This is a genomic window from Subdoligranulum sp. DSM 23681 (genome assembly GCF_057005535.1).
Map to the genome: position 1 here is coordinate 2,866,207 of NZ_CM168050.1, position 21,390 is coordinate 2,887,596.

Here is a 21,390-nt window from a genome sequence, read left to right on the forward strand (position 1 = left end):
CAGTGACGCCGTACCTTCCGCACCGCCTTGCACCAACCGGCGGCTCTCTGAAGCGAAAACTGGTACTGCTTTTTCCCCGTCAACGCATTTTCAATTTGATAACAATACCGAGTGTATCAGATTTCATAAAATCTGTCAAGCACTCTTTCTGAGTTTTGGATAAAAAGCAGATCAAAAATCAGGCTGCATCCGCATCGGTGGTCTCGTCGGTGGTTTCTGCAGCGGCAGCGTCATTGGCAGTGGGCAGGCTGGTGCGAGGAGTGGTGGCCAGAGGATCGGGCAGGGTGTTGTTCTGCACCGCTTCCAGCACAGCGGGCACGCCGGGGAAGAACTTCTTGATGCCGGTGTCCTTGCAGTGCAGCCCGTCAAAGAAGTCCATCTCTTCGATGCCCTCAATGCATTCGGGATCGTAACTGCCGTACAGAGGAATGTTGTTTTCGGCACAGTACTGCCGGATCCAGGGTTCCACCTGGAAAAATCCTTTGTGCAGATCGGTCTCGTTGAGCAGATAATTGTACAGGAATGGGTGCCAGGGAGACAACACCAGAATGACGGTGGTACCCTGGCTGTGAGCATAGTCAATAAACGCCTCAAATGCCTGGATCTGGGTATCGCTCATGGCGTCGAACCCTTCCATATGTACGCTGTTGAAGGTGGTGCTGGCTGCTGCTGCCAGAGCCAGGATCTGCTCCTGGGTCTGGTTGCGGAATGCGGTGTCATACAATACGCTGCCATCCGAACGCTTGATGGTGGTGGTCTGGTCGTAGGGATCTCCGGTGACGGGGTTGAACTCGATGGTGTTGCCGTCGTCATCGGTCACCACGTCCTGACCACGGTTCTTGACGTAGTAGTCCACATTTCCCTGGAAATAGGCCGGTTCCACCAATGCTTTCCACAGCTCCACCTTGTCCGGTTCTTCGTAGTCGGTGGGAACACCCAGCACCTTGGTCAGAAATTCGTTATACAGCTCCGCGTCGGCGCGGTAGTCATAGGCGGCCTCATTGCCGTAGAACACCCACGGATCCACGCTCCAGATCAGGACCTCCGGAGCTTTGTCGTAGGTGACCATTTTGTAGTAGCTGGTCATATTGTCCCGCACATCGGCGCCGGTCACGCCCATGTTGAAAAAGCTGTCCACGCCCACCAGCTCCCGGTTGAACTGCAGCACCCGACTGGAACCGATGCCGATAACCTGGGGCGTTTCGGGTACATCCTGGGCATACAGCTGTACCACCTGGCGCTCATCCATGGATTCAAAATTGGTGACGTCGTAGCCCTGGAGCATCAGGTCCACAATGCGGCGGGGTGCCAGTTCTCCCTGGAACAGACCGCTGCGGTCCACCGTGTAGCTGACCCACACCATAAACACCAGAATGGGAACCAGCAATACAATCCGGGACAGGGTTTTGGTGCCGAAATACAACCGGCGCAAAAGGCCGAAGAAAAAACGTTTGATGAGTCCCGGTCCCTTTCGGGCGCCTTTTTTTCCGGCAGGGCGGGCAGGTGCGGCTACGCGGCCGGAGCGGTGCACACGCTGGGGCTGCTGGGGAACGGGAGTTTGGGTACGTTGTGCCATGCGAAGGGCTCCTTCCTCTGAATCACACAAAAGCCAAGTCAGAACTGCTGGTAGATGAATGCGCTCTGACCAAAGGCACCGAAGAACAGCAACGCTGCCGCCGCCGCATAGTACAGGGTCCAGCGCAGCGCAAAATTCTGGGTGCGGATCCAGCGGGCTACGCTGCGGCCATTGCTTTCCACCGCAAACACAATCAGGGAAGCGCAGGTCAGCACCACGGGCATACGGCCGTCGATGCCGCTGTCATGCAGCAGATTGCGCACACTGTCCCACGCGGGGCCGATGCCGCCCTGCCAGCCCTGGAAGAGGCCGGCATACACGCCGTAGGGGTCGGTGTTGTACAGGGCGCTGGCAAAGAAGACCAGGGTGCCCACAAACAGGATAAACACAAACACCCGCTGGATCAGGTTCTTGCACCAGGTGGCGCGGTACAGCGGATTGTACTTCCACACCGCCTTGCGCACACCGAAGGTCAGCCGCCCGAAGGCGCACAGAACACCGCAGGCAAGTCCCCACATCAGGTAACGCCAATCAGCCCCGTGCCAAAGTCCGGACACCAGGAACACGATGATGACATTCATCAGGCGGCGGGCCATGCAGCAGCGGCTGCCGCCCAGGGGAAAGTAGATGTAATCCCGGAACCATCCGGTCATGCTGATATGCCAGCGGGTCCAGAACTCGCTGAAGCTGGTGGATTCAAAGGGGCTGTTGAAGTTTTCAATCAGATCATATCCCAGAATCCGTGCCACGCCCAGGGCGATGTCACAGCAGCCGGAGAAGTCCATGTACAGCTGGATGGCAAACAGCACGCTGGCCGCCAGCAGGTTGGGGCCGTTCATGGTGTCCGGCGTGCCGTACACGAAGCTGGTGTACAGGTTCAGATTGTCGGCAATGACCATCTTTTTGGTGTAGCCCCACAGGATGCGGAACAGCCCGCCTGCACACCGGGTATAGCTGAACCGGCGGGGCTTCTTGATCTGCGGCCGCAGATGGGGATACCGCTCGATGGGGCCGGTGATCATGGTGGGGAAGAAGCTGACGAACATGGCATAATGCAGCAGGTTCGGCTCCACCTTGCAGCGCTTTTTGAATACGTCGATGCTGTAGCTCAGGGCTGCAAAGGTAAAGTAGCTCAACCCCAGCGGGGCAATCAGGTCCAGATGGGGCACGCTGCCGCGGGTGATGCCGGCGACTGCATCGGCCAGCAGGTTCCAGTACTTGTAGTACAGCAGGATGCCCACGCCGCCGGCAATGGACAGCAACAAAAAGACCACCCGTACAACTTTGGACCGGCTTTTGCCGATGACCAGCCCGCAGACCCAGGTCAGCAGGGTGGCCCCGACCAGCACCAGCGCCAGCGGGCGGTTGGAAGGATCATAGCAATAAAAGGCATAGTTGGCCGCCAGCAGAAAATACGGCCGTGCCACCCGGGGCAGGACGTAATGGAGCAGGGCGACCGCCGCAAAAAAGCCCAGATACAACAGGGAGGTTATCGTCATCCTTTACACCATCCTAAAACTCATACCGCCGTCAGCCCCGGGGGCTGTTCTTCTCTTCCTCAGTTTTTTGCAGGACCTTTTCCAGTTCCCGCACCCGTTTTTCCAGGATAGCGTTAGCCTGGGTCAGGCGCTTGGATTTTTCCGCCAGTTGGCTGATGGCAATGCTCAGGGACAGCAGCACCAGCAGAACAAAGCAGAACATGAGCATAAATACCAGATTTACCGGCATTTCCACGCCCATCAGGTCCCGCAGTACATACACCACGTACGGGAAAATAGCAAATACCAGCAACACCAGGGAAAGGCACATCCACAAAAGGCTGTACTTTACCGTCATCTTGCCGTGCTTGAGCAGTACAAAAATAATGATCAGAAGCACCAAGGCGCCCAGGATCATAAAGGCCTGAAATTTTTCTGACATGGGGTCACCCCTCAAAATAGTAGTGTTGAAGCCGCAGAAAATGTTACGACCGGTGATGGATCTTTTTGATGGAAAGGCGGTCAATGATCAGCGAAAGGGAGACCTTGATCATGTAGTACGCACTCTTGAAACTGGAAATGCTGGAAACGCCGCCCTGGCGCTCCCGCATGATCACAGGCACTTCACCCACCCGGAAACCGGCCAGACAGGCAGCCAGATTGGATTCCGGTTCCGGGTAATCCGCTGCATAATTCCGGGCAAAATATTCGGTCATGGCCCGTCCGGTGGCGCGGAACCCGCTGGTCACGTCCAGAAGGCGCTGGCCGCACAGCAGAAAAATCATGCCGCTGAGAAACCGGATACCCACCCGGCGCATGAAGCTGGTCTGGAACCCTTCATGACGGATGAACCGACTGCCGATGCACATGTCCAGTTCGCCGTTCAATACCGGCTCCACAATATGCATCAGATAAGCGGGGTCGTGCTGACCGTCTCCGTCCATCTGCACGGTCACATCGTAGTTGTTGGCATTGGCATACACATACCCGCACTGAATACCGCCGCCGATGCCCAGGTTCACCGGCAGGTCCAGGTATTCATATCCGTGCTCTTTCAGCAGGGCGGCGCTGCGGTCGGTGGAGCAGTCGTTGATGACCAGATAGTCCACATCGGGGCAGAGCTCCCGCAGGCGTTCCACAGTCTTGACGATGTTGGCCTCCTCATTGTAGCAGGGGATCAACACCAGAATCTTGGCCTTGGTTTGCAAAACAACACCTCATAGTTATCGGGCACGCTGCCGCAGGCAGGGTCCGGAATCACGATTTACACCGTCTGGGTCAGGATAAAATCCTCCAGCCGGCGCAGCAGCTGGGCCCGACGATAATGGGCCAGGTAATACTCTTTAGCCTTCGCGCCCATGGCGCCACGTTCTTCGGCGCTCAGGGCATACAACCGGTTCAGGTTGGCAGCCAGGGCAGGCGCGTTGCAGGCCGGACTGGAAAGCCCGCCCGCCGCCTGCACAGCGGCGAACCCGGCCCCGTCCATGCTGGCCAGCACCGGCTTGCCCGCGGCCATGTAACTGGCCACCTTGGCGGGTACGGTCAGACCCAGGTCGGGTGAGTCGGACAAAGAAACAATCAGACCATCCGCCAGTTCGGTAAAGCGGGGAATATCTGCTGCCGGCACGCTGCCATAAAATGTAACGTAGTCCTGGGCATCATGGTCATGCACAAAGCGTTCCAGGGCCGTCCGGCTCATGCCGTCGCCCACCAGCAGCAGATGCAGTTTGTCCGCACCGTTTTGGCGGGCAAGTCCCACGGCTTCAATCACCGTTTCCAGGCTCTGGGCTGGGGTAAAGGTGCCGGTGAATACCAGATTGAACTGTCCGTCGAATTGTTCATGCAGGTCCTCGTCGTACAGAGGGTGCGCATAAAAATCTTCGCAGTACTGAGGGATCACCGCGACTTGTTCGGGACTTTTGCCGGTACGCTGAATCAGCCGCTGCTGCAAAAGATCGCTCATGGCAATCAGCCGGTCACAGCGCTTGTACAGCCAGTCGCTGACGCCTTGGGCAATGCCACGCAGCAATTTGTTCCGGACCGGAAGAACACTGTACAGGTTCTCCGGCCAGATGTCCAGCACATAGTTGGTCAGCGGAATATGATGGCGTTTAGCATACCGGATGGCCGGCCAGCACATGAGCACCGGGCTGGTGTTGAAGCAGAACACCGCATCATACCCGCCGGGCAGCCGGTGCAGGTTGCCCGCTGCATACAGCGGCCAGCTCACATAATTGAGGAAGATGTTTACACTGGTGTTGCCCCGGCGGGGAATCTCTCTGGCCCGGAAGACCTGGGCGGTGCGAAAATATTCCTCAAAAGGACCGTTGGGACCATAGCCGTCGAACCATTCCCCCTTGGGGTAGTTGGGCAGGCCACACAGCACATCCACCTCCAGCCCGTCATCCAGAAATCCTTCCACAATATCATTGATGCGGAAATTCTCCGGCCAGAAGTGCTGGGTCACAACCAGAATTCGCTTTTTCGGCATCGGGGGTGCCCACGCCCTTTCCTTACTGTTTGCGCCACACCATCTTGTTCACAACGCCGGTGTAGCTCTGAATGATCTTGACGACCTTGTTGGAGACGTCCTCGGTGTAATAGGGAACAGGGATGCCATTATCGCCGTTGGCATTCATGGCCACGGCGGTGGCAACCGCCTGTTCCACGCCGCCTTCCCGGATACCGGCCAGCACAAAGCATCCCTTGTCCAGAGCTTCGGGACGCTCGGTGGAGGTGCGGATGCAGACGGCAGGGAAGGGGTGCCCCACGCTCAGGAAGAAGCTGGATTCCTCCGGCAGAGTGCCGGAATCGCTCACCACGCAAAAAGCATTCATCTGCAGATGGTTGTAGTCGTGGAAGCCCAGGGGTTCATGCAGTTTGACCCGGGGATCCAGAGAAAATCCCATAGCATCCAGACGCTTGCGGCTGCGGGGATGGCAGGAATACAGGATGGGCATATCGTAGGTTTCGGCCAGATGGTTAATGGAGGTGAACAGGTCGATGAAGTTCTGATCGGTGTCGATGTTTTCCTCCCGGTGGGCCGAAAGCAGGATGTAATGCTGGGGTTCCAGGCCCAGGCGCTCCAGCACATCGGAAGCTTCAATGCGTTCCAGGTTGGCGTGCAGCACTTCGGCCATGGGGCTGCCGGTGACGAAGGTCCGTTCCTTGGCGGTGCCCTCGGCGTTCAGATACCGGCGGGCATGCTCGGAATAGCACATGTTCACATCCGCAATGTGGTCCACAATGCGGCGGTTGGTCTCCTCGGGCAGGCACTCGTCAAAGCAGCGGTTGCCGGCTTCCATGTGGAAGATGGGGATATGCAGCCGCTTGGCGCCGATGGCGGACAGACAGCTGTTGGTGTCGCCCAGAATCAGCAGGGCGTCCGGCTTTTGCTCCACCATCAGGGCGTAGCTCTTGGCAATGATGTTGCCGATGGTCTCGCCCAGGTCCTTGCCCACGGCGTCCAGATAGAAATCCGGCGCCCGGAGGCCCAGGTCCTCAAAGAAGATCTGGTTCAGGGTGTAGTCGTAGTTCTGCCCCGTGTGCACCAGGATCTGGTCAAAGTATTTATCGCACTTCTTGATGACGGCACTCAGCCGGATGATCTCCGGGCGGGTGCCGATGATGGTCATCAGCTTCAGCTTGTTCATATAAAACATCCTTCTATCGTAAAGTAAGACGCTCACACCTGCATGGCAAAGGTATCCGGATGTGCCGGATCGAAGGCTTCATTGGCCCACATCACGGTGACCATCTCGCCTTCGCCCACATTTTCAATGTTGTGGGTATAACCGCAGGGAATGTCCACCACCTGCAGTTTTTCGCCGCTGACATGGTACTCGATGACCTCGTCGGAGAAAATCTGCCGGAACCGGATCACGCCTTCGCCCTTTACCACCAGAAACTTTTCATTCTTGGTGTGATGCCAGTGGTTGCCCTTGACGATGCCGGGTTTGGAGATGTTTACGCTGACCTGACCGCGCTCCGGCGTGCGCAGAAACTCGGTAAAGCTGCCGCGGTTGTCGCAGTGCATGTTCAGATCGTAGGCAAAGTCGTCGGCAGGCAGATAGGACAGGTAGGTGGAGTACAGCTTTTTGGTAAAGCTGTCTGCGGTCAGGTCGGGAACTTCCAGGGTAGGCAGACCATCGGTCCCCAGAGCCAGGGCAGCCTTGCCGCCCCGGGCCTTGGCAAACCCCTGGATGGTCTCGGCCAGCTGGCCCAGGGTGACGGTATGCACCGGATGAATCCGGCAGATGCCCGTTTCATCCCGGACCGCTTCGCCCTTTTCCATGGCGTCCAGAATGCAGGCCACCACATCGTCAATGTAGACCAGCGGCAGGGAATAGGCCGGGTCCCGCACCTGGATAGGCAGGCCGTGGGCCACATTGTGGCAGAAGGTTGCCACCACGCTGTTGTAGTTGGGGCGGCACCACTTGCCGAACACCCCTTCCATCCGGAAGACAAACACCGGCGCACTGGTGCGCTGACCATGAGCAAAGATGGCCTGTTCAGCCTGCAGCTTGCTCTTGCCGTAGTCGTTGTCCAGGGAGGCCTGGATGCTGGAAGTCACCAGCACCGGGGCACGGCTGCCGGCTTCTTCCAGCAAAGACAGCATGGTGTCGGTGAGGCCTGCGTTGCCGGAATAAAACTCGCTGGGATCCTTGGGACGGTTGATGCCGGCCAGGTGCACCACAAAGGCGGCCCGACGGCAATAATCTGCCAGTGTCTCGGGGGTGTCGTCCTTCTCGAACAGCATCAGGTCGGTGTAGCCACGGGTCTGCAGGGTGGCCACCAGGTTGCGGCCCACAAAGCCGCCGGACCCGGTGATCAGAATGGGGGACTGCTTGTCGAACTCAGCACTTGCCATCTTTGGCCAGCTCCTCTTTGATATAATCGGTGGTCTTGATCTTGGCGATGGTCTCTTCCACGTTCAGGCGACGGGTGTTGTGGCTGGTGTAATCCTCATCCGCCTGGGTGTGCACTTCGCCCTTGATGAAATACTTGTCGTAGTTCAGGTCACGGTTGTCGGCCGAAACACGGAAGTAGCCGCCCATATCCTCGCTGCGGGTACGTTCCTCCTTGGTCATCAGGGTCTCGTACAGCTTTTCGCCGTGGCGGGTGCCGATGATGCGGGTGCCGGTATCGCCGAACAGGGTCTGAACTGCCTTGGCCAGGTCGCCGATGGTGGAGGCGTCGGACTTCTGGATGAACAGATCGCCGGGGCGGGCGTGCTCAAAGGCAAACATGACCAGGTCCACCGCCTCGTCCAGATTCATCAGGAAACGGGTCATGTTGGGGTCGGTGATGGTGATGGGATTGCCGGAACGGATCTGTTCCACAAAGAGGGGAATGACCGAACCGCGGCTGGCCATGACGTTGCCGTACCGGGTGCAGCAGATGACCGGGCCGCCCCGCTGGGCGGATACCCGGGCATTGGCGGTGATGACGTGTTCCATCATAGCCTTGGAGATGCCCATGGCGTTGATGGGATATGCGGCCTTATCGGTGGACAGACAGACGACCCGCTCCACGTTGGACTCAATGGCGGCATGCAGCATATTGTCGGTGCCTTCGATGTTGGTGCGCACCGCTTCCATGGGGAAGAACTCGCAGGAAGGCACCTGCTTGAGGGCGGCGGCGTGGAAGATATAGTTGACACCCGGCATCACGTCCCGCAGGCTCTGGATGTTGCGCACATCGCCGATATAGAACTTGACCTTTTCATAATGTTCGGGATAATGGGCCTGCAGTTCATGGCGCATGTCATCCTGCTTCTTCTCGTCACGGGAGAAGATGCGGATCTCACCGATGTCGGTGGTCAGAAAATGCTTGAGGACGGTGTGTCCGAAGCTGCCCGTACCACCGGTGATCAACAGAGTCTTGCCCTTAAAAATCGTGTCTGCCATGATAGGCCTCCTGTAATATTGTTGGATTTATCATTGCCATACGGCATAAATCGCCTTTATAATCTTCATAATTCTAACATAAAAGTATCAGCTTGAAAAGGCCCCCGTCTTGGAAAATGATTCTTTTTGTGCTACAATGGCAGCGGCTTAGAAAGTACAAGAATAAAGGAGATATCGTTTATGCGTGCTTATGAACGCTTCCTGCGCTATGCGCAGGTGTATACCACCTCCGATCCGGACAGCACCAGCCATCCCACCACTGCCCGTCAGCTGGACCTGGCCAACATTCTGAAGCAGGAACTGCTGGACCTGGGTCTTGCCGATGCCCGTGTGGATGAACATGGCTATGTGTATGCCACGCTGCCCGCCACGGCCGGCTATGAACAGGCGCCCGGGCTGGGCTTCATCGCTCATATGGATACTGCCCCGGACGCTTCCGGTGAGAACGTCCACCCCCAGCTGCATGAAAACTACGATGGGGGAGATGTGGTTCTGCCCGCCACCGGAGCCGTGATGCAGGTCAGCGAGTTCCCCTTCCTGGCTTCCATGAAGGGCCAGACCCTCATTACGGCCGACGGCACCACTCTGCTGGGCGCCGACGACAAGGCAGGCGTTGCCGAGATCATGACCATGGTGGAACGCCTGCAGATCGAAAACCGTCCCCACGGTAAGATCTGCATTGCCTTCACCCCCGATGAGGAGGTGGGCCAGGGCGCCGACCTGTTCGACGTGCAGGGCTTCGGTGCCGCCTGGGCATATACCGTGGACGGTGACGACGTGGGCGAGATCAACTACGAAAACTTCAACGCCGCCGGTGCGGTGGTGACGGTGCACGGCTTCTCGGTTCACCCCGGCAGTGCCAAGAACACCATGCGCAACGCCCAGAACATTGCGATTGAGTATCACAGCGCCCTGCCGGCCTTCTCCCGCCCGGAACATACCGAAGGGTATGAAGGCTTCTTCCACCTGTGCAGCATGGTGGGCGATGTGACCGAAGCCAAGCTGGGGTACATCGTGCGTGACCATGACGCCGCCCGCTTTGAAGCCCGCAAGTCCCAGATGCAGCATATCGCCGACTGCCTGAATGAAAAGTACGGTGCCGGCACGGTGGAACTGGACCTGAAGGACAGCTACCGCAATATGGTGGAGCAGATCAAGCCCCACTTCCACCTGATCGAAAATGCCCGCAAGGCCATCCGTGCCGCCGGTCTGGAACCGGTGGAGGCCCCGGTGCGCGGCGGCACAGACGGTGCGACCCTGTCCTACAAGGGCCTGCCCTGTCCGAACCTGGGCACCGGCGGGTTCAACTTCCATGGCCCCTTCGAGTGCATCACGGTGGAAAAGATGGACCAGGCCACCGAAGTGCTGGTCAACCTGGCCGAACTGTACAAGGACCGCACCTGATTCCTGCTGGGCATAGCTTGACAAAACCGCATCGGTTTGCTATAATCAGATTTACCGATGCGGGATTAGCTCATCCGGTAGAGTGACTGCTTCCCAAGCAGTAGGTGGCGAGTTCGAGACTCGTATCCCGCTCCAAATAAAGCCCCGAACCAGACGATGCAACGTCGGGTTCAGGGCTTTTCCTTTAGTATGACCACCAAAAACGACATACTGGCAGGAGCGGCCGGAAGCAACAGAGTATGAAGACTCCTGCTGAATTTTGTCCAGAAACCCCATGACTGATTCCGACTCTGGGACACTTTTCTCAGATAACCCCTCCAACAGAAAGGAAGCCTTTTCATGTCCTTTGCTCTGCCGATTTATCACTGGTTCCATAATGGCAATCCCTATTCCGGTGCCGAAGGCGGCATGCGCTTTCTGGTTGTGCCGGGTAAAAAGCCGGATCCGGCCGATGAGAGCGGAAAAAAGAAGGTGGAATATCTGACCGCCACTGTCTGGCCCGGTCCCTGGAGCCTGGAGCATACAGCGGAAGAAAAGCAGTCTCAGGCGGAATTTGAAGGAAATCAGGAGGGGCTGGATGCGGCCGTTGCCTGGTTAAAGGAGCGCTATGCTGCAGAACCGGAGCGCTGGGCCAATATCCCTTCCATCCTGGACTGTGAGCCTGACCGGTAATGAAAAACCAAGACCTCTACCTTAATATAAATAGAACAGGCGGCAAGTAATCACGAAAGACCGGACCTCCGTGGAGGCCCGGTCTTTTTTACAGGACTTTTATAGAAGTGAGGCAATCAAAAGCCGAAGTCGCGCCGGAAATCCTGCAGCATTTGTTGCATGTGTGCGGTCTCTGCCCGATCATCTACAGAACCAAAGGCCCGACTGCCTGACGATGCACCCGGCCCGGAGGAGCCGCTTTCACCAAATTGCGCAGTGGTCTCATTGGCGGGGTCATTCCAGTTGTCCCATCCAGCGGGATTGATTTCACTGCTCAACTGACAATCCAGCCAGAAGACCCGGGCGTAAGCGCGCCAGGGCCGCCCCAGATATACACTGCCTTTCGGACAGGTACCCTGCACGGTGCAGCCGGCAAAAAGATAGCCAGGGCTGCCTTTCGGTGTGCTGGCGGCGGTGATGTAGCTGATACCGCTCTTGTGTTTCAGCGGCAAGATGCGGCAGCCATCAAAAACAGCATTGGCCCCGCCGAAAATGAAATCGATATTGCCGCTGATCTCGCAGTTCCGATAATACTGTTTGGTGTCCAGACGGGGCGCGTGCTCCCTTGGTCCCCGAAAACCATTTCTTTCCCGCTCGGTCAGCGGAAGGGGTGCGGTGAACAGGGTATCCTGGTTCCCGTGCAATGCCACGTCCACCATGCAGACCCTGGCGGCATCGGCGTACACGGCCAGCGCCTGTCCGGCATATGCTCCATCTCCGGCGGTGTTCTCCACCGTCAGGTGTTCCATGCGCGCGCTTTGGCCTCCCAAAAAGAGAGTCCAGCTGCGGAAGGTTCCGGTCTTGGCTTCTCCGGGCCAGGGATCCCGACCGCCCACGCCGGCGGTGATCACGGTTTTATCCGTGCCGGCGCCGGTGATGATGTAGTCCGCCAGTTCAAGGAAGGGACGTTCATGATAAACACCCGGCTCCAGCACGAATTGTACCGGAATCGCCGGATCCTGCGCTGCAGCCGCTGCGGAAAGGGTGGTGTAATCGCCGCTGCCATTCTGCGCAACCGTTACGATTTTTCTTGTGGTACGTTCCATTTTCTTTACCCTTCAAAATACTGCCGCATGAAGGCAATATCACTGGCAGCGCGTGCCGGTACAGCTTCCTCCCGCAGGACAGGCAGCGTCTGAGGCAGAGTACGCAGCATACGAAAGGCACTGGCAAAATCAATGACGGAATCTTCCAGACTGGCGGATTGATGGGCCCCATCCGGACCAAAAACCTCTCCCTTGAAATGAACGGCTGCGATGCGGTCTCCCAGAAGCGAACCGACCCGGTCCCACAGCTGCGCCTGATTCTGTACGGCATCGGCGGTCAGCAGATTGCCGGCGTCAAAGATGACTTTCAGGGCGGGACTGGCCATGGTGTCCAGGATCCGCCGGGTGGCTTCAGGGGTGTTCATGCTGTGATAGCTGACAGGCTCAATTGCCACATTTACGCCCAACCGTTCCGCCTCCGGCAGGATCATTTCCAGACTCTTGCACAACAGGTACTGTGCCCGTTCCCGGGTCGTGCCGGCTGGCTGCAAAGCCATGTTGGTGGTCTCGGTGCCGATACAGCCTGCGCCGAGCATCTTGCACACGGCCAGCTGGCTTTTGAAGTCGGCTGCGTTGCTCAGACGGCGTTCCTCATCATCGATGGCCAGCTCCACATAAGTACCAAGTACGGCCACCCACACATTGTGCCTGCGTCCGGCAGCCACCGTATCGGCCACCAGCTGCGGTGTAATATCATCATAACTTTTTACGTCGGGAATGCATTTCTTATAGGCCAGCTGTACGGCGGCAAAACCGTCGGCAGACACACGGCCGAACAGTTCGTCCGGCGTTCCCCGACCGTAGTCGTGCAGGCGCGCGCCCAGAATAAAATCTGCCATGAATCAGGACCTCCCTATTATGGCTCGGATACCATTTTACCGGCCTCTTTTTTTGCTGCCAGCACTTCAGTGTAAGCCAGCAGCAGGGGACCGACGCCCTTGGCGTCATTTTCCACCACGGGTTCGCTGAAATAGTATTCCAGGCTCCCGTCCCGATGGGAGGCCCCGCCCAGACCGGCTACCAGACAGATGCCGGAAAGCTGCAGTTTGCCGTCGGCGCTTACCCCCAGATATTTGTCGCAGGTGCCATAGAAGGCTTTCTCTCCGTAAGCGGCAAACCGTTTGGGCAGATATCCCAGCCGGACGCCCTTGAGCATGGCGTAGGCAAACAGAGCCGTACCGGAAGTCTCCAGATAGTTGCCCGGAATACCGGGCTTGTCAATGACCTGCCAGAACATTCCGGTATCCGGATCCTGAAAGCAGACCATGGCTTCGGCGGCGTCTTTCAGCATGGCCATGATGCTGCGATATTCATAGTACAGCTGCTCGTCCATCCGTTCCAGAACATCCACCATGGCGACCAGGAACCAGCCCATGGCCCGCAGCCAGAAGTTGGGGCTGCATCCGGTTTCCGGGTTGGCCCAGTACATTTGACGGCTCTCATCGTACCCATGATAGTACAGACCAGTTTCCGGGTCCCGCATGAGCTTTTTTACATTCATGAACTGGCGATAACTGTCCAGACAGCCTTTCATACCGTTGAACCGGGTTTCGTATTCCATGTAAAACGGCTGAGCCATGTACAGACCGTCCAGCCACACCTGCCAGGGATAGATCTTTTTATGCCAGAAATTTCCCTCCCTGGTGCGGGGGTGGGTCTCCAGCTGGCTGCGGATGGTTTCGATGGCGTCCCGGTACCGCTGCTTGCCGGTCAGATCATACAGGGTGAACAGATTCTTGCCCTGGTTGATGTTGTCCAGATTGTATTCGTCTACACGATACGTCTCGATCACGCCGCCGCTCTTGACAAAGTAATCCAGAAAATGCCGGGAAAAGGTCAGGAATTTCTCATCCCCGGTGGTTTTGTACAGACTCAGGCAGGCGGTGATCATGCATCCATCAATGTAATTCCATTTGTTGGGCTTGCCGCTGCGCACCATCTCAATGTTCCACAGGGGAGCGGCTGCGGTGCTGCCCTCAATCAGGTAGTCAACATATTTTCCAAGGGTGTCCAGGATTTCCGCATGGGTCATGGTTGCTTCCTCCTTGTGTTCAGTCTTCGGTGAATTCTCCTACGTGCAGGAATTGCAGACGCTCTCCCTCATAGCCGGAGATCTGCACGTTATGCAGATGTATATGCCGTACATTTTCTGCCCAGATAGCCAGCTTGCTGCAAGGTTCCGCGTTGCACATCATGGCTGCCTGACCGCGGCCTGCATTGGGAGCAAAGCGGATGCTCACGTTGCGCATCTCCACGCTCTCAATGGGCTGTTCGGGCAGACCGCTGAACCAGCAGCCGGCGTATTCCGCATCGGTGGCCACCACGTTTTCCAGCAGAAAATGGCCCAGGCGTGGTGTCATATCATCCACAGGCAGGGGGTCATGACTCTGCACATAGTCGGTCTTGCCGTCGGGATCGCAGAAGTAGAACATGTTGATGACAAAGGGGGTCAGCACACCGCGCATCTCGATGTTTTTGAATACCAGCCCGTCGATGACGGCATTCTTGCCCCGGCCCCGGCGGGTCTTGAGACGGAACCCGCGGTCGGTGCGGTTCATCAGGCATTGTACGACATGGACGTTGCGAACACCGCCGCTCATCTCACTGCCGATAACCAGTCCGCCATGTCCGCGATCCAGCAGACAGTTGCGGATGACGATATTCTCGCAGGGGATGCCCAGCCGCATGCCCATAAAGACCTTTCCGCTTTTCAGGGCGATGCAGTCGTCTCCGACATGCACATTGTTGCCGATGATGTTGACGTTTTTGCAGGCTTCCGGATCGATGCCGTCGGTGTTGGGGCTGTCCGCCCGATTCAGAATGTCGATGTCCAGAATATCCAGGTCCTGGGAATAGGTGGGGTGAATGGTCCAGGAATAGCTGTTGCGTACCTTTACGCCATGCAGGACCACATTCTTTGCGTGGCTGGTGAAGAACAGCCGCGGCCGCCAGGCTCCCCGGCGGACGCGGACGTTTTTGTACCAGTCTCCGGACTGGGCGTTGGCATCAATGGTCCCCTCGCCGGTGATGACCACATCCTCCGCATGGATCACATTGATGAGTCCTGCAAAGCAATCCAGGGGATTGCCCTCCCAGGTGCCGAGATAGCACTCGCTCACCTCGTCACAGCAGGGAAGGACCCCCGGAAGGATCGGGTATTGGCTCCGGTCGGTGCCGCCCAGCAGGGTGCAGCCCTTTTCCAGGTACAGCGTGATCTGGCTGCGCAGGAACAGGCTTTGGGTGCGATAGGTGCCGGCCGGCACATAGACGGTGCCCCCCGGAGGGCAGGTGGCAATGGCTGCCTGCAATTTGGCGGTGTCGTCGGTCACGCCGTCTCCGGCCAGACCGTAGCGGGAAGCATCCACAAAGAAACTCTCCGCCTGGGTCTGAAAGGAGAGTTCTCCCTGCCCCGTGCCGTCCTGCACACAAACAGTGTAGTCGTGCCCGGGCTCCAGCCCATACACGGAAAAAACATTCGTTTTGCATTCCTGCAGAACGGACGAACCGTTCAAAAGGACGGTAAACGGCGTGGGGGAGTAGTAGCAACTTTCGTTGCACAGTTCAAACACGGCGCTGCGTGTCATGGCGCGAAGAAGCTTGATTTGCATGGGGGACCTCCCGATTGAAAAATGATTTGCAAATTAGCAAAATTTGTGCTATGGTTTAGAAAACGACAAAAAAGAACCGCAGTTCGTCAGCGGGCACAAGGAGAGAAGTGATTTTGGTGCGTGAATATACCTATTCTCCCCATGTGGACTTTTTCATTGAGTATGTGGGGTATGAGACCAACTATGAAATGTCCACTTTCCACACCCATCACAAGTATGAGATTTACTATGAAGTAGAGGGCACCCGCCGCTATTTCATCGAAGATGCTGCTTACATTGTGAACGCCGGCAGTGTGATCATGATCGGCGAAAATCAGATCCACAAAACCGGGTCGGTGGGGGATGGCCCTTCCAGCCGCATCGTCTGCAACTTCAGTGCGGAGTATCTGCAGGAAGTGGTGGATGCCTTTCCGGAACTGGACTTTTTCACCTTTCTGGGGCAGGAGGAAAACCACCTGCTCAGCAATATTACGGTGAAGCAGCAGAACTATGTGTACTCGGTCCTGCAGCAGCTTATCGCCATTCAGGGGGAAGAGCCGGAAAGCCATGCCGCACGGAAAATGCTCCTGGCCACCTTACTCCTCCAACTGCAAAAAATGTGCGAAACACAGAAAGAGCTGGGCGGGGACAATGGTCGTGTGACCAACCGTATCGTGGACCAGATCCAGAGCTACATTGCCGAACATTACGCCGAAAAGCTGACCCTGACCGGCATCGCCAGCCAGTTCTATATCAGCCCGTATTATCTCAGCCGCTTGTTCAAGAAGACCATCAACCTGAGTCTCATCGAATACATCAACGGTGTTCGCATCAAGGCAGCCCAGAGTCTGATTGAAAAGACCAATGACAGCATTTCCACTGTGGCGGAAAAGGCCGGATTCATGACCAGTGCCCATTTCCGTCGGGTGTTCAAGGATGCCACCGGACTTTCGCCCCAGCAGTACCGCCAATATTTCAAGCGGGTGAACAAGGGCAACTGAAAGAAGATAAGAACCCACAAACCGCCGCGCCATACAGCGCGGCGCTTTTTTATTGTAAGAGCCAATAAGGCGCGTTGTTTTCAAAATCAACTGCCCCGTACCCCTTTGTTTCAAGCGGTACGGGGCAGCTTGCATCCTGATCGGATAACTACCGGGTTTTCAAAAAGTGTTTAACCCTTGACGCTGCCGGCCGCGATGCCGTCAATGAAGGCATCCTGTGCGCAGAAGAAGACGACCAGCTGCGGGATGATGGAAATGAGGGACAAAGCCAGGATCCGGTTCCAGTTGAAACCGGCGTCGCCGTCCATGGACAGCTTGACGAAGATGGACATGGGATACTTGGTGGGGGTGGTTACATAAAGCAGAGGACCCATAAAGTCGTTGCAGCTCCACATGAACTGGAACAGGCCGCAGGCCACCAGGGAGGGGGAGAGCATGGGGCAGATAATTTTGTACAGGATCTTCACGGGACCGCAGCCGTCAATGGAAGCGGCTTCGTCCAGATCGTGAGGAATGCTGCGCATGAACTGCACCAGCTGATACACGAAGTAGGTCTCGGTGGCAAACAGAGTGGGAACCCACAGGGGCAGATACAGCGGGCTGTTGATCCATCCGAAGGTGTTGTACATCAGGTACTGCGGCACGTTCAGGACGACCTGAGGCAGGAACAGGGTGGAGATCATGATGCTGAACAGGATGTCCCGGCCCTTGAATTTGAAGCGGCTGAAACCGTAAGCGGCGATGACCGAAGAGATCACCGTAAAGATGACCTTGGGAATCACATAGCTGTAGGTGTTCAGGAAAGCACGCCAGATGTTGATGTCGCCGCCGTAGTTCTGGGTCACGGCAGCCACATAACCGTCCAGGGTGGGATTGGTGGGGATAAAGCCGATGCCGGTAAAAATCTCCGCATTGCTCTTGAAGGTGGCGCCGATCATCCACAGCAGGGGATAGATCATCACAAAGCCGACCACGATCAGGACAAAATACTGGAAGAATCTGGCAATCTTATGCCGGGTTTCAAGTTTCATGGGTGTCATTTTCGATTCCTCCTTCGTCCTTAGTCAGCGTAGTAGACCCAGTGCTTCTGGCTGCTGAAGGCGATGACGGTCAGCACCATAACGATCACGAACATGACCCAGGCCAGAGCACAGGCCATGCCCATCTCGTTCTCCTTGAAGGCGTAGTTGTACACCAGCAGGGCGACAAGGGTCGTGGAATTGCGGGGACCGCCGCCGGTGATGATGTACGGGCCGTTGAACTCCTGGAACGCCTGGGCAATCTGAGTGACCAGGTTATAGAAGATAACGGGGGTGATCATGGGGACGGTGATGGAGAAGAACTGGCGGGTCTTGGAGGCACCGTCGATGGTGGCAGCCTCATACAAATCCACCGAGACGCCCTTCAAGGCAGCCAGGAACAGCACCATGGCGGAACCGAACTGCCACACACGCAGCAGGCAGATGATGAACAGCGCCCAGGTACGGTCAGCCAGCCAGTCGGGACCCTGAATTCCAAAGAAGCCCAGCATGGTGTTGATGACGCCGGTGTCACGGAACAGGGCACGCCACAGCACAGCAATGGCCACGGAACCGCCCAGAATGGACGGAATGTAGTACACGGTGCGGAACAGGTTCACGAACTTGATCTTGAAGTTCAGGATGTATGCGATGAACAGCGCGAAAACCAGCTTCAGCGGCACGGTGATGAACGCGTACTTGAAGGTAATCAGCAGAGCGGTGCGGGTCTCCTTCTCGGTGAAAATATCGATGTAGTTCATGATTCCGTATTCACGGATGCCCTTGAAGAAGTTCATGTCCGTGAAGCTGTAATACAGGGAGCTGGCGAACGGATAGAACTTAAAAATAAGGAAACCCAGAATCCAGGGAATCAGGAAGAACAAGCCGGTGTTTTGGTCACACCATTTTTTGAACGGCGAACGTCTGACGGGTGCAGATGCGGTGCTCATTCAAGTGCCTCCTTTGCGAAAGATGTTTGCGGGGCGGGGCCCGATGTCCTTGGCGGCATGTAGGCCGCCGTGTTCATGATTTGTTCAGAAGTGAATATCAGTAAGAGCGCCGGCCCCCGTTCGGTTGGTATCAAATCGTGGGGGCCGGCGCAGGCTGGCTTACAGATTCAGAAAGGAAGATCAGCCCTTGGCGGCATCTTCCAGAGCTTCGGTCACGCCGTCATACAGATCGGTAGCAGCTTCGGTGGAGTCGGTGTACTCGCCGTAGCTGTAACCGCCGAACACGTCGGTGTAAACACCGCCGGGGTTGGCCTTCAGATCGTTGCTCTCATAGGTGGGGGCGAGCTGGAAGTCGACGAACTGCATGACCTTGGTGTTGGCTTCCAGAACCAGTTCATCCACCGCACCAGCGGCTTCCGCAGCGGCCAGACCGGAAGCGGAGTTGGGAATGCCGCACTCGGAGCCCATGATGCCGGCGCCGTCGCCGTTCAGCAGGAAGTTGATCAGCTGCGCGGCAGCTTCCTTATCCTGGCAGGTCTCGGTGATGGCCAGACCCATGGAAACCTTGGAGAAACCGCCGTTGGCCTTGTCGCCAAACTTGATCTCGTTGCCGACGGTGAAGCCGGAAGGATCGGCCAGGGAGCCCTTGTACTTGGTGGCGGAAGAATCCCATTCAAAGATGCCGGCGTACATGCCGTTGATCCACTGCTCGCTCTTGTCGATGGAGTTGTTGCCGTCGATGCCGGCCGCGTTCATGGTCTGCAGGCTGGGAATGACGTGGTTGTCTTCCAGGCTCTGGATGAAATCAATGCCGGTGGCAATCTCTTCCACGGTGTACTGCAGGGTGTTGTCTTCCACCCAGGGCTTGCCATAGGTGCTTTCCAGGTAGAAGGTCATCAGGAGCATGCGGTCGTATTCGCCCATGGCCAGGGGATAATAGTCGTCGCCCAGCTTGGTCTTGAAGGCTTCGCCTGCAGCGTACAGGTCATCCAGCGTAGAAGGAACTTCCTCAATGCCGGCTTCCTTGAAGGTGTTCATGTTCCAGTAGAAGATACGGCCGGTCATGGACACAGGCAGGGCCTGCAGCTTGCCGGCTACCGTGCAGGCATCCAGGGTGCTCTGCGGGAACTGGGACAGATCAATGATGTCGGAATACTCATTCAGGTCGACGAATTTGCTGCCATCGCCGCTGTACTGGCTCAGCCAGTTCCAGTTGACCTGCATGACATCTTCGGCGTTGCCGGAATACAGAGCGGCGGAAGTCTGATCTTCCCAGCCGGACCAGGCACCGTAGTGGGTGTCAACCTGGATGCCGGTTTCCTCGGTGAACGCAGCCAGAGCATTCTGATACGCAGTGTGACGGCTGTCGCCGCCCCACCAGCTGATCGACAGGCTGCCGTCGCCGGAAGAGGTGGTGGAAGTTTCGCCAGTGGCGGCGTCGGTGCCGGTGCTGGCCGACGAAGAGCTGCCGGTGCTGCCGCAGCCCGCAAGCAGACCAACGCTCATCACGCCGGCCAGTGCAAGTGCAATCGCCTTTTTCATTGTTTTTTCCTCCTATAGCTATAAATCACATAACAGGTGCGGGAACCCCGCGGCCTGCCCAACGTCATTATGATAGCAAAACTTTTACAACAAAAAAATATCGGATTGTGTTCGTCCTCATAAAAAGCGCGCATTATTTGCCCTAGTTTTCGGAGAGTAATTGGTGCATATGTCAAAATATACTATCTTTGTTACCGCTGATTATGCAAAATGGCAATTCACAAAAAGGAACAAAAATGAAGAACAAAGATGCAAAAAGATAAAATAAACAAAACAATTCAACAAAATGCATCTATCATCGACATAGTGCGAAAACAAAATGGAAAAAATAGAAACATATATCAAAGCGCAAAAATGATTCGTATGGGCAAAACGGCGTGCAAAAAATGCGCACAGAAACAAAGATGACCCCCGGCGCACATATTTTGCACGTCGGGGGCCAGAAAACGACTGTAATGCTCCGCAAAAATGCTCTTTTTATTTGTGGGTGCGCTTCAGAAAAGCACGGTACTCCCGGTACCAGCATTGGGGACAAAGGCTTTCATATTCCACGTTGTCTACGGTATCAATGGCCACCTGTGCCCCTTCAAACACGAACTGTCCGTTTACTTTGCGTCCGTTGCACATGGCTTTGCGGCCGCAGGCACAGATGGTTTTCATCTCTTCGATGGAGTGGGCCAGTTCCAGCAGGCGCGTGGAGCCGGGAAAACCACGCAGCATGAAATCAGCGCGCAGCCCGTAGCAGATGACCGGGATTCCCAGGTCCACTGTCACCAGGAACAACTGCTCCGCCTGCTCCGGCGTGAAAAATTGGCTCTCATCGCACAGTACACAGGCCGGTTTTCCGTGAGCTTCGGCATCCGCACGCACCTCATCCAGAATGTTCATTTCTGGGGTGACAAGCTTGTCCACTTTACAGCTGACACCCAGACGGGAAACAATGTGGTCGCCGCCCTTTGTGTCGATGCTGGCTTTCAGAATCAGAACCCGCATACCGCGCTCTTTGTAATTGAAAGCCACCTGCAGCAAGGCGGTGGTTTTGCCGCTGTTCATGGCGCCGTAACGAAAATACAATTTTGCCATCTTACATTTCTCCGTTGGCGGTGCAGTCCGATCCGGGGACCAAACAAGGGGCGCGGTCAATTGGCCGCGCCCGTTCTACCGCGT

At 56.6% G+C, this 21,390-nt stretch carries 19 protein-coding genes, 1 tRNA gene and 1 other annotated feature (1 of these 21 only partly in view); of the genes, 4 read left to right on the forward strand and 16 right to left on the reverse strand.

Annotated features, from left to right (window positions below; translation table 11 throughout):
• Positions 1 to 92: a binding site (T-box leader), on the reverse strand (it extends 188 nt beyond the left edge of the window).
• Positions 93 to 178: 86 nt separating this feature from the next.
• The 8 genes from AC127K_RS13230 to AC127K_RS13265 are packed head-to-tail and all read right to left on the reverse strand — an operon-like array spanning position 179 to position 8,963.
• The gene (locus AC127K_RS13230) at positions 179 to 1,576 is read right to left on the reverse strand and encodes an SGNH/GDSL hydrolase family protein (protein ID WP_294542875.1); all 1,398 of its coding nucleotides are present in this window, start codon (positions 1,574 to 1,576) and stop codon (positions 179 to 181) included.
• A 38-nt stretch (positions 1,577 to 1,614) separates the two neighbouring features.
• The gene (locus AC127K_RS13235; RefSeq protein ID WP_483720931.1) at positions 1,615 to 3,075 is read right to left on the reverse strand and encodes an MBOAT family O-acyltransferase; all 1,461 of its coding nucleotides are present in this window, start codon (positions 3,073 to 3,075) and stop codon (positions 1,615 to 1,617) included.
• A gap of 31 nt (positions 3,076 to 3,106) precedes the next feature.
• Positions 3,107 to 3,496 carry a DUF2304 domain-containing protein gene (locus AC127K_RS13240; RefSeq protein ID WP_483720932.1) on the reverse strand — a complete coding sequence of 130 codons (390 nt, stop codon included), beginning with the start codon at positions 3,494 to 3,496 and terminating at the stop codon, positions 3,107 to 3,109.
• A gap of 43 nt (positions 3,497 to 3,539) precedes the next feature.
• The gene (locus tag AC127K_RS13245) at positions 3,540 to 4,262 is read right to left on the reverse strand and encodes a glycosyltransferase family 2 protein (protein ID WP_483720933.1); all 723 of its coding nucleotides are present in this window, start codon (positions 4,260 to 4,262) and stop codon (positions 3,540 to 3,542) included.
• A 56-nt stretch (positions 4,263 to 4,318) separates the two neighbouring features.
• The gene (locus tag AC127K_RS13250) at positions 4,319 to 5,545 is read right to left on the reverse strand and encodes a glycosyltransferase family 4 protein (RefSeq protein ID WP_483720934.1); all 1,227 of its coding nucleotides are present in this window, start codon (positions 5,543 to 5,545) and stop codon (positions 4,319 to 4,321) included.
• Between the two features lie 22 nt (positions 5,546 to 5,567).
• Positions 5,568 to 6,707 (reverse strand): non-hydrolyzing UDP-N-acetylglucosamine 2-epimerase, encoded by a 1,140-nt coding sequence (gene wecB, locus AC127K_RS13255; RefSeq protein WP_294542642.1) that lies wholly within the window; start codon positions 6,705 to 6,707, stop codon positions 5,568 to 5,570.
• Between the two features lie 32 nt (positions 6,708 to 6,739).
• Positions 6,740 to 7,924, reverse strand: coding sequence for a polysaccharide biosynthesis C-terminal domain-containing protein (locus AC127K_RS13260; protein ID WP_483720935.1), 1,185 nt, complete (start codon positions 7,922 to 7,924; stop codon positions 6,740 to 6,742).
• Positions 7,911 to 8,963 carry a polysaccharide biosynthesis protein gene (locus AC127K_RS13265; protein WP_294542640.1) on the reverse strand — a complete coding sequence of 351 codons (1,053 nt, stop codon included), beginning with the start codon at positions 8,961 to 8,963 and terminating at the stop codon, positions 7,911 to 7,913. The genes AC127K_RS13260 and AC127K_RS13265 overlap by 14 nt, the downstream gene beginning before the upstream one ends.
• Positions 8,964 to 9,143: 180 nt before the next feature.
• On the opposite strand from AC127K_RS13265, the gene pepT reads away from it, so the two are divergent.
• The 3 genes from pepT (at position 9,144) to AC127K_RS13280 (ending at position 11,039) form a co-directional block, all read left to right on the forward strand.
• The gene (gene pepT / locus AC127K_RS13270) at positions 9,144 to 10,367 is read left to right on the forward strand and encodes a peptidase T (RefSeq protein WP_483720936.1); all 1,224 of its coding nucleotides are present in this window, start codon (positions 9,144 to 9,146) and stop codon (positions 10,365 to 10,367) included.
• Positions 10,368 to 10,426: 59 nt separating this feature from the next.
• A tRNA-Gly gene (locus tag AC127K_RS13275) sits at positions 10,427 to 10,502 on the forward strand.
• Between the two features lie 204 nt (positions 10,503 to 10,706).
• The gene (locus AC127K_RS13280) at positions 10,707 to 11,039 is read left to right on the forward strand and encodes a hypothetical protein (RefSeq protein ID WP_483720937.1); all 333 of its coding nucleotides are present in this window, start codon (positions 10,707 to 10,709) and stop codon (positions 11,037 to 11,039) included.
• A 116-nt stretch (positions 11,040 to 11,155) separates the two neighbouring features.
• Here AC127K_RS13280 and AC127K_RS13285 read toward each other — a convergent pair whose 3' ends face one another.
• Genes AC127K_RS13285 through AC127K_RS13300 form a run of 4 tightly spaced genes read right to left on the reverse strand, consistent with a single transcriptional unit; the run spans position 11,156 to position 15,732 of the window.
• Positions 11,156 to 12,124, reverse strand: a complete 969-nt coding sequence (locus tag AC127K_RS13285) for a pectinesterase family protein (protein WP_483720938.1) — start codon at positions 12,122 to 12,124, stop codon at positions 11,156 to 11,158.
• A 5-nt stretch (positions 12,125 to 12,129) separates the two neighbouring features.
• Positions 12,130 to 12,963: a sugar phosphate isomerase/epimerase family protein gene (locus AC127K_RS13290; protein ID WP_483720939.1), complete on the reverse strand. Its 834-nt coding sequence runs from the start codon at positions 12,961 to 12,963 to the stop codon at positions 12,130 to 12,132.
• Between the two features lie 17 nt (positions 12,964 to 12,980).
• The gene (locus AC127K_RS13295) at positions 12,981 to 14,156 is read right to left on the reverse strand and encodes a glycoside hydrolase family 88/105 protein (protein WP_483720940.1); all 1,176 of its coding nucleotides are present in this window, start codon (positions 14,154 to 14,156) and stop codon (positions 12,981 to 12,983) included.
• Positions 14,157 to 14,175: 19 nt separating this feature from the next.
• Positions 14,176 to 15,732, reverse strand: a complete 1,557-nt coding sequence (locus tag AC127K_RS13300; RefSeq protein WP_483720941.1) for a glycoside hydrolase family 28 protein — start codon at positions 15,730 to 15,732, stop codon at positions 14,176 to 14,178.
• A 116-nt stretch (positions 15,733 to 15,848) separates the two neighbouring features.
• Here AC127K_RS13300 and AC127K_RS13305 point away from each other — a divergent pair, with 116 nt between their 5' ends.
• A complete protein-coding gene (locus tag AC127K_RS13305) occupies positions 15,849 to 16,712 on the forward strand; it encodes an AraC family transcriptional regulator (RefSeq protein ID WP_294540852.1) in 864 nt (287 codons plus the stop codon).
• A 170-nt stretch (positions 16,713 to 16,882) separates the two neighbouring features.
• Here AC127K_RS13305 and AC127K_RS13310 read toward each other — a convergent pair whose 3' ends face one another.
• The 4 genes from AC127K_RS13310 to AC127K_RS13325 form a co-directional block, all read right to left on the reverse strand.
• On the reverse strand, positions 16,883 to 17,752 hold the full coding sequence (locus AC127K_RS13310; RefSeq protein WP_483720942.1) for a carbohydrate ABC transporter permease: 870 nt from the start codon (positions 17,750 to 17,752) through the stop codon (positions 16,883 to 16,885).
• A 20-nt stretch (positions 17,753 to 17,772) separates the two neighbouring features.
• Positions 17,773 to 18,681 (reverse strand): carbohydrate ABC transporter permease, encoded by a 909-nt coding sequence (locus AC127K_RS13315; RefSeq protein WP_294540839.1) that lies wholly within the window; start codon positions 18,679 to 18,681, stop codon positions 17,773 to 17,775.
• A 180-nt stretch (positions 18,682 to 18,861) separates the two neighbouring features.
• Entirely contained in the window at positions 18,862 to 20,223 is a 1,362-nt protein-coding gene (locus AC127K_RS13320; RefSeq protein WP_483720943.1) for an ABC transporter substrate-binding protein, read from the reverse strand.
• A gap of 477 nt (positions 20,224 to 20,700) precedes the next feature.
• Positions 20,701 to 21,306: a thymidine kinase gene (locus tag AC127K_RS13325; protein WP_294540835.1), complete on the reverse strand. Its 606-nt coding sequence runs from the start codon at positions 21,304 to 21,306 to the stop codon at positions 20,701 to 20,703.
• Positions 21,307 to 21,390: the final 84 nt, after the last annotated feature.

What these genes read in the sequence shown, in the direction of transcription:
- AC127K_RS13230 (WP_294542875.1), bottom strand. Translation starts at nt 1,576, where the DNA reads ATGGCACAACGTACCCAAACTCCCGTTCCCCAGCAGCCCCAGCGTGTG.
- AC127K_RS13235 (WP_483720931.1), bottom strand. Translation starts at nt 3,075, where the DNA reads ATGACGATAACCTCCCTGTTGTATCTGGGCTTTTTTGCGGCGGTCGCC.
- AC127K_RS13240 (WP_483720932.1), bottom strand. Translation starts at nt 3,496, where the DNA reads ATGTCAGAAAAATTTCAGGCCTTTATGATCCTGGGCGCCTTGGTGCTT.
- AC127K_RS13250 (WP_483720934.1), bottom strand. Translation starts at nt 5,545, where the DNA reads ATGCCGAAAAAGCGAATTCTGGTTGTGACCCAGCACTTCTGGCCGGAG.
- wecB (WP_294542642.1), bottom strand. Translation starts at nt 6,707, where the DNA reads ATGAACAAGCTGAAGCTGATGACCATCATCGGCACCCGCCCGGAGATC.
- AC127K_RS13260 (WP_483720935.1), bottom strand. Translation starts at nt 7,924, where the DNA reads ATGGCAAGTGCTGAGTTCGACAAGCAGTCCCCCATTCTGATCACCGGG.
- AC127K_RS13265 (WP_294542640.1), bottom strand. Translation starts at nt 8,963, where the DNA reads ATGGCAGACACGATTTTTAAGGGCAAGACTCTGTTGATCACCGGTGGT.
- pepT (WP_483720936.1), top strand. Translation starts at nt 9,144, where the DNA reads ATGCGTGCTTATGAACGCTTCCTGCGCTATGCGCAGGTGTATACCACC.
- AC127K_RS13280 (WP_483720937.1), top strand. Translation starts at nt 10,707, where the DNA reads ATGTCCTTTGCTCTGCCGATTTATCACTGGTTCCATAATGGCAATCCC.
- AC127K_RS13285 (WP_483720938.1), bottom strand. Translation starts at nt 12,124, where the DNA reads ATGGAACGTACCACAAGAAAAATCGTAACGGTTGCGCAGAATGGCAGC.
- AC127K_RS13290 (WP_483720939.1), bottom strand. Translation starts at nt 12,963, where the DNA reads ATGGCAGATTTTATTCTGGGCGCGCGCCTGCACGACTACGGTCGGGGA.
- AC127K_RS13295 (WP_483720940.1), bottom strand. Translation starts at nt 14,156, where the DNA reads ATGACCCATGCGGAAATCCTGGACACCCTTGGAAAATATGTTGACTAC.
- AC127K_RS13300 (WP_483720941.1), bottom strand. Translation starts at nt 15,732, where the DNA reads ATGCAAATCAAGCTTCTTCGCGCCATGACACGCAGCGCCGTGTTTGAA.
- AC127K_RS13310 (WP_483720942.1), bottom strand. Translation starts at nt 17,752, where the DNA reads ATGACACCCATGAAACTTGAAACCCGGCATAAGATTGCCAGATTCTTC.
- AC127K_RS13315 (WP_294540839.1), bottom strand. Translation starts at nt 18,681, where the DNA reads ATGAGCACCGCATCTGCACCCGTCAGACGTTCGCCGTTCAAAAAATGG.
- AC127K_RS13320 (WP_483720943.1), bottom strand. Translation starts at nt 20,223, where the DNA reads ATGAAAAAGGCGATTGCACTTGCACTGGCCGGCGTGATGAGCGTTGGT.
- AC127K_RS13325 (WP_294540835.1), bottom strand. Translation starts at nt 21,306, where the DNA reads ATGGCAAAATTGTATTTTCGTTACGGCGCCATGAACAGCGGCAAAACC.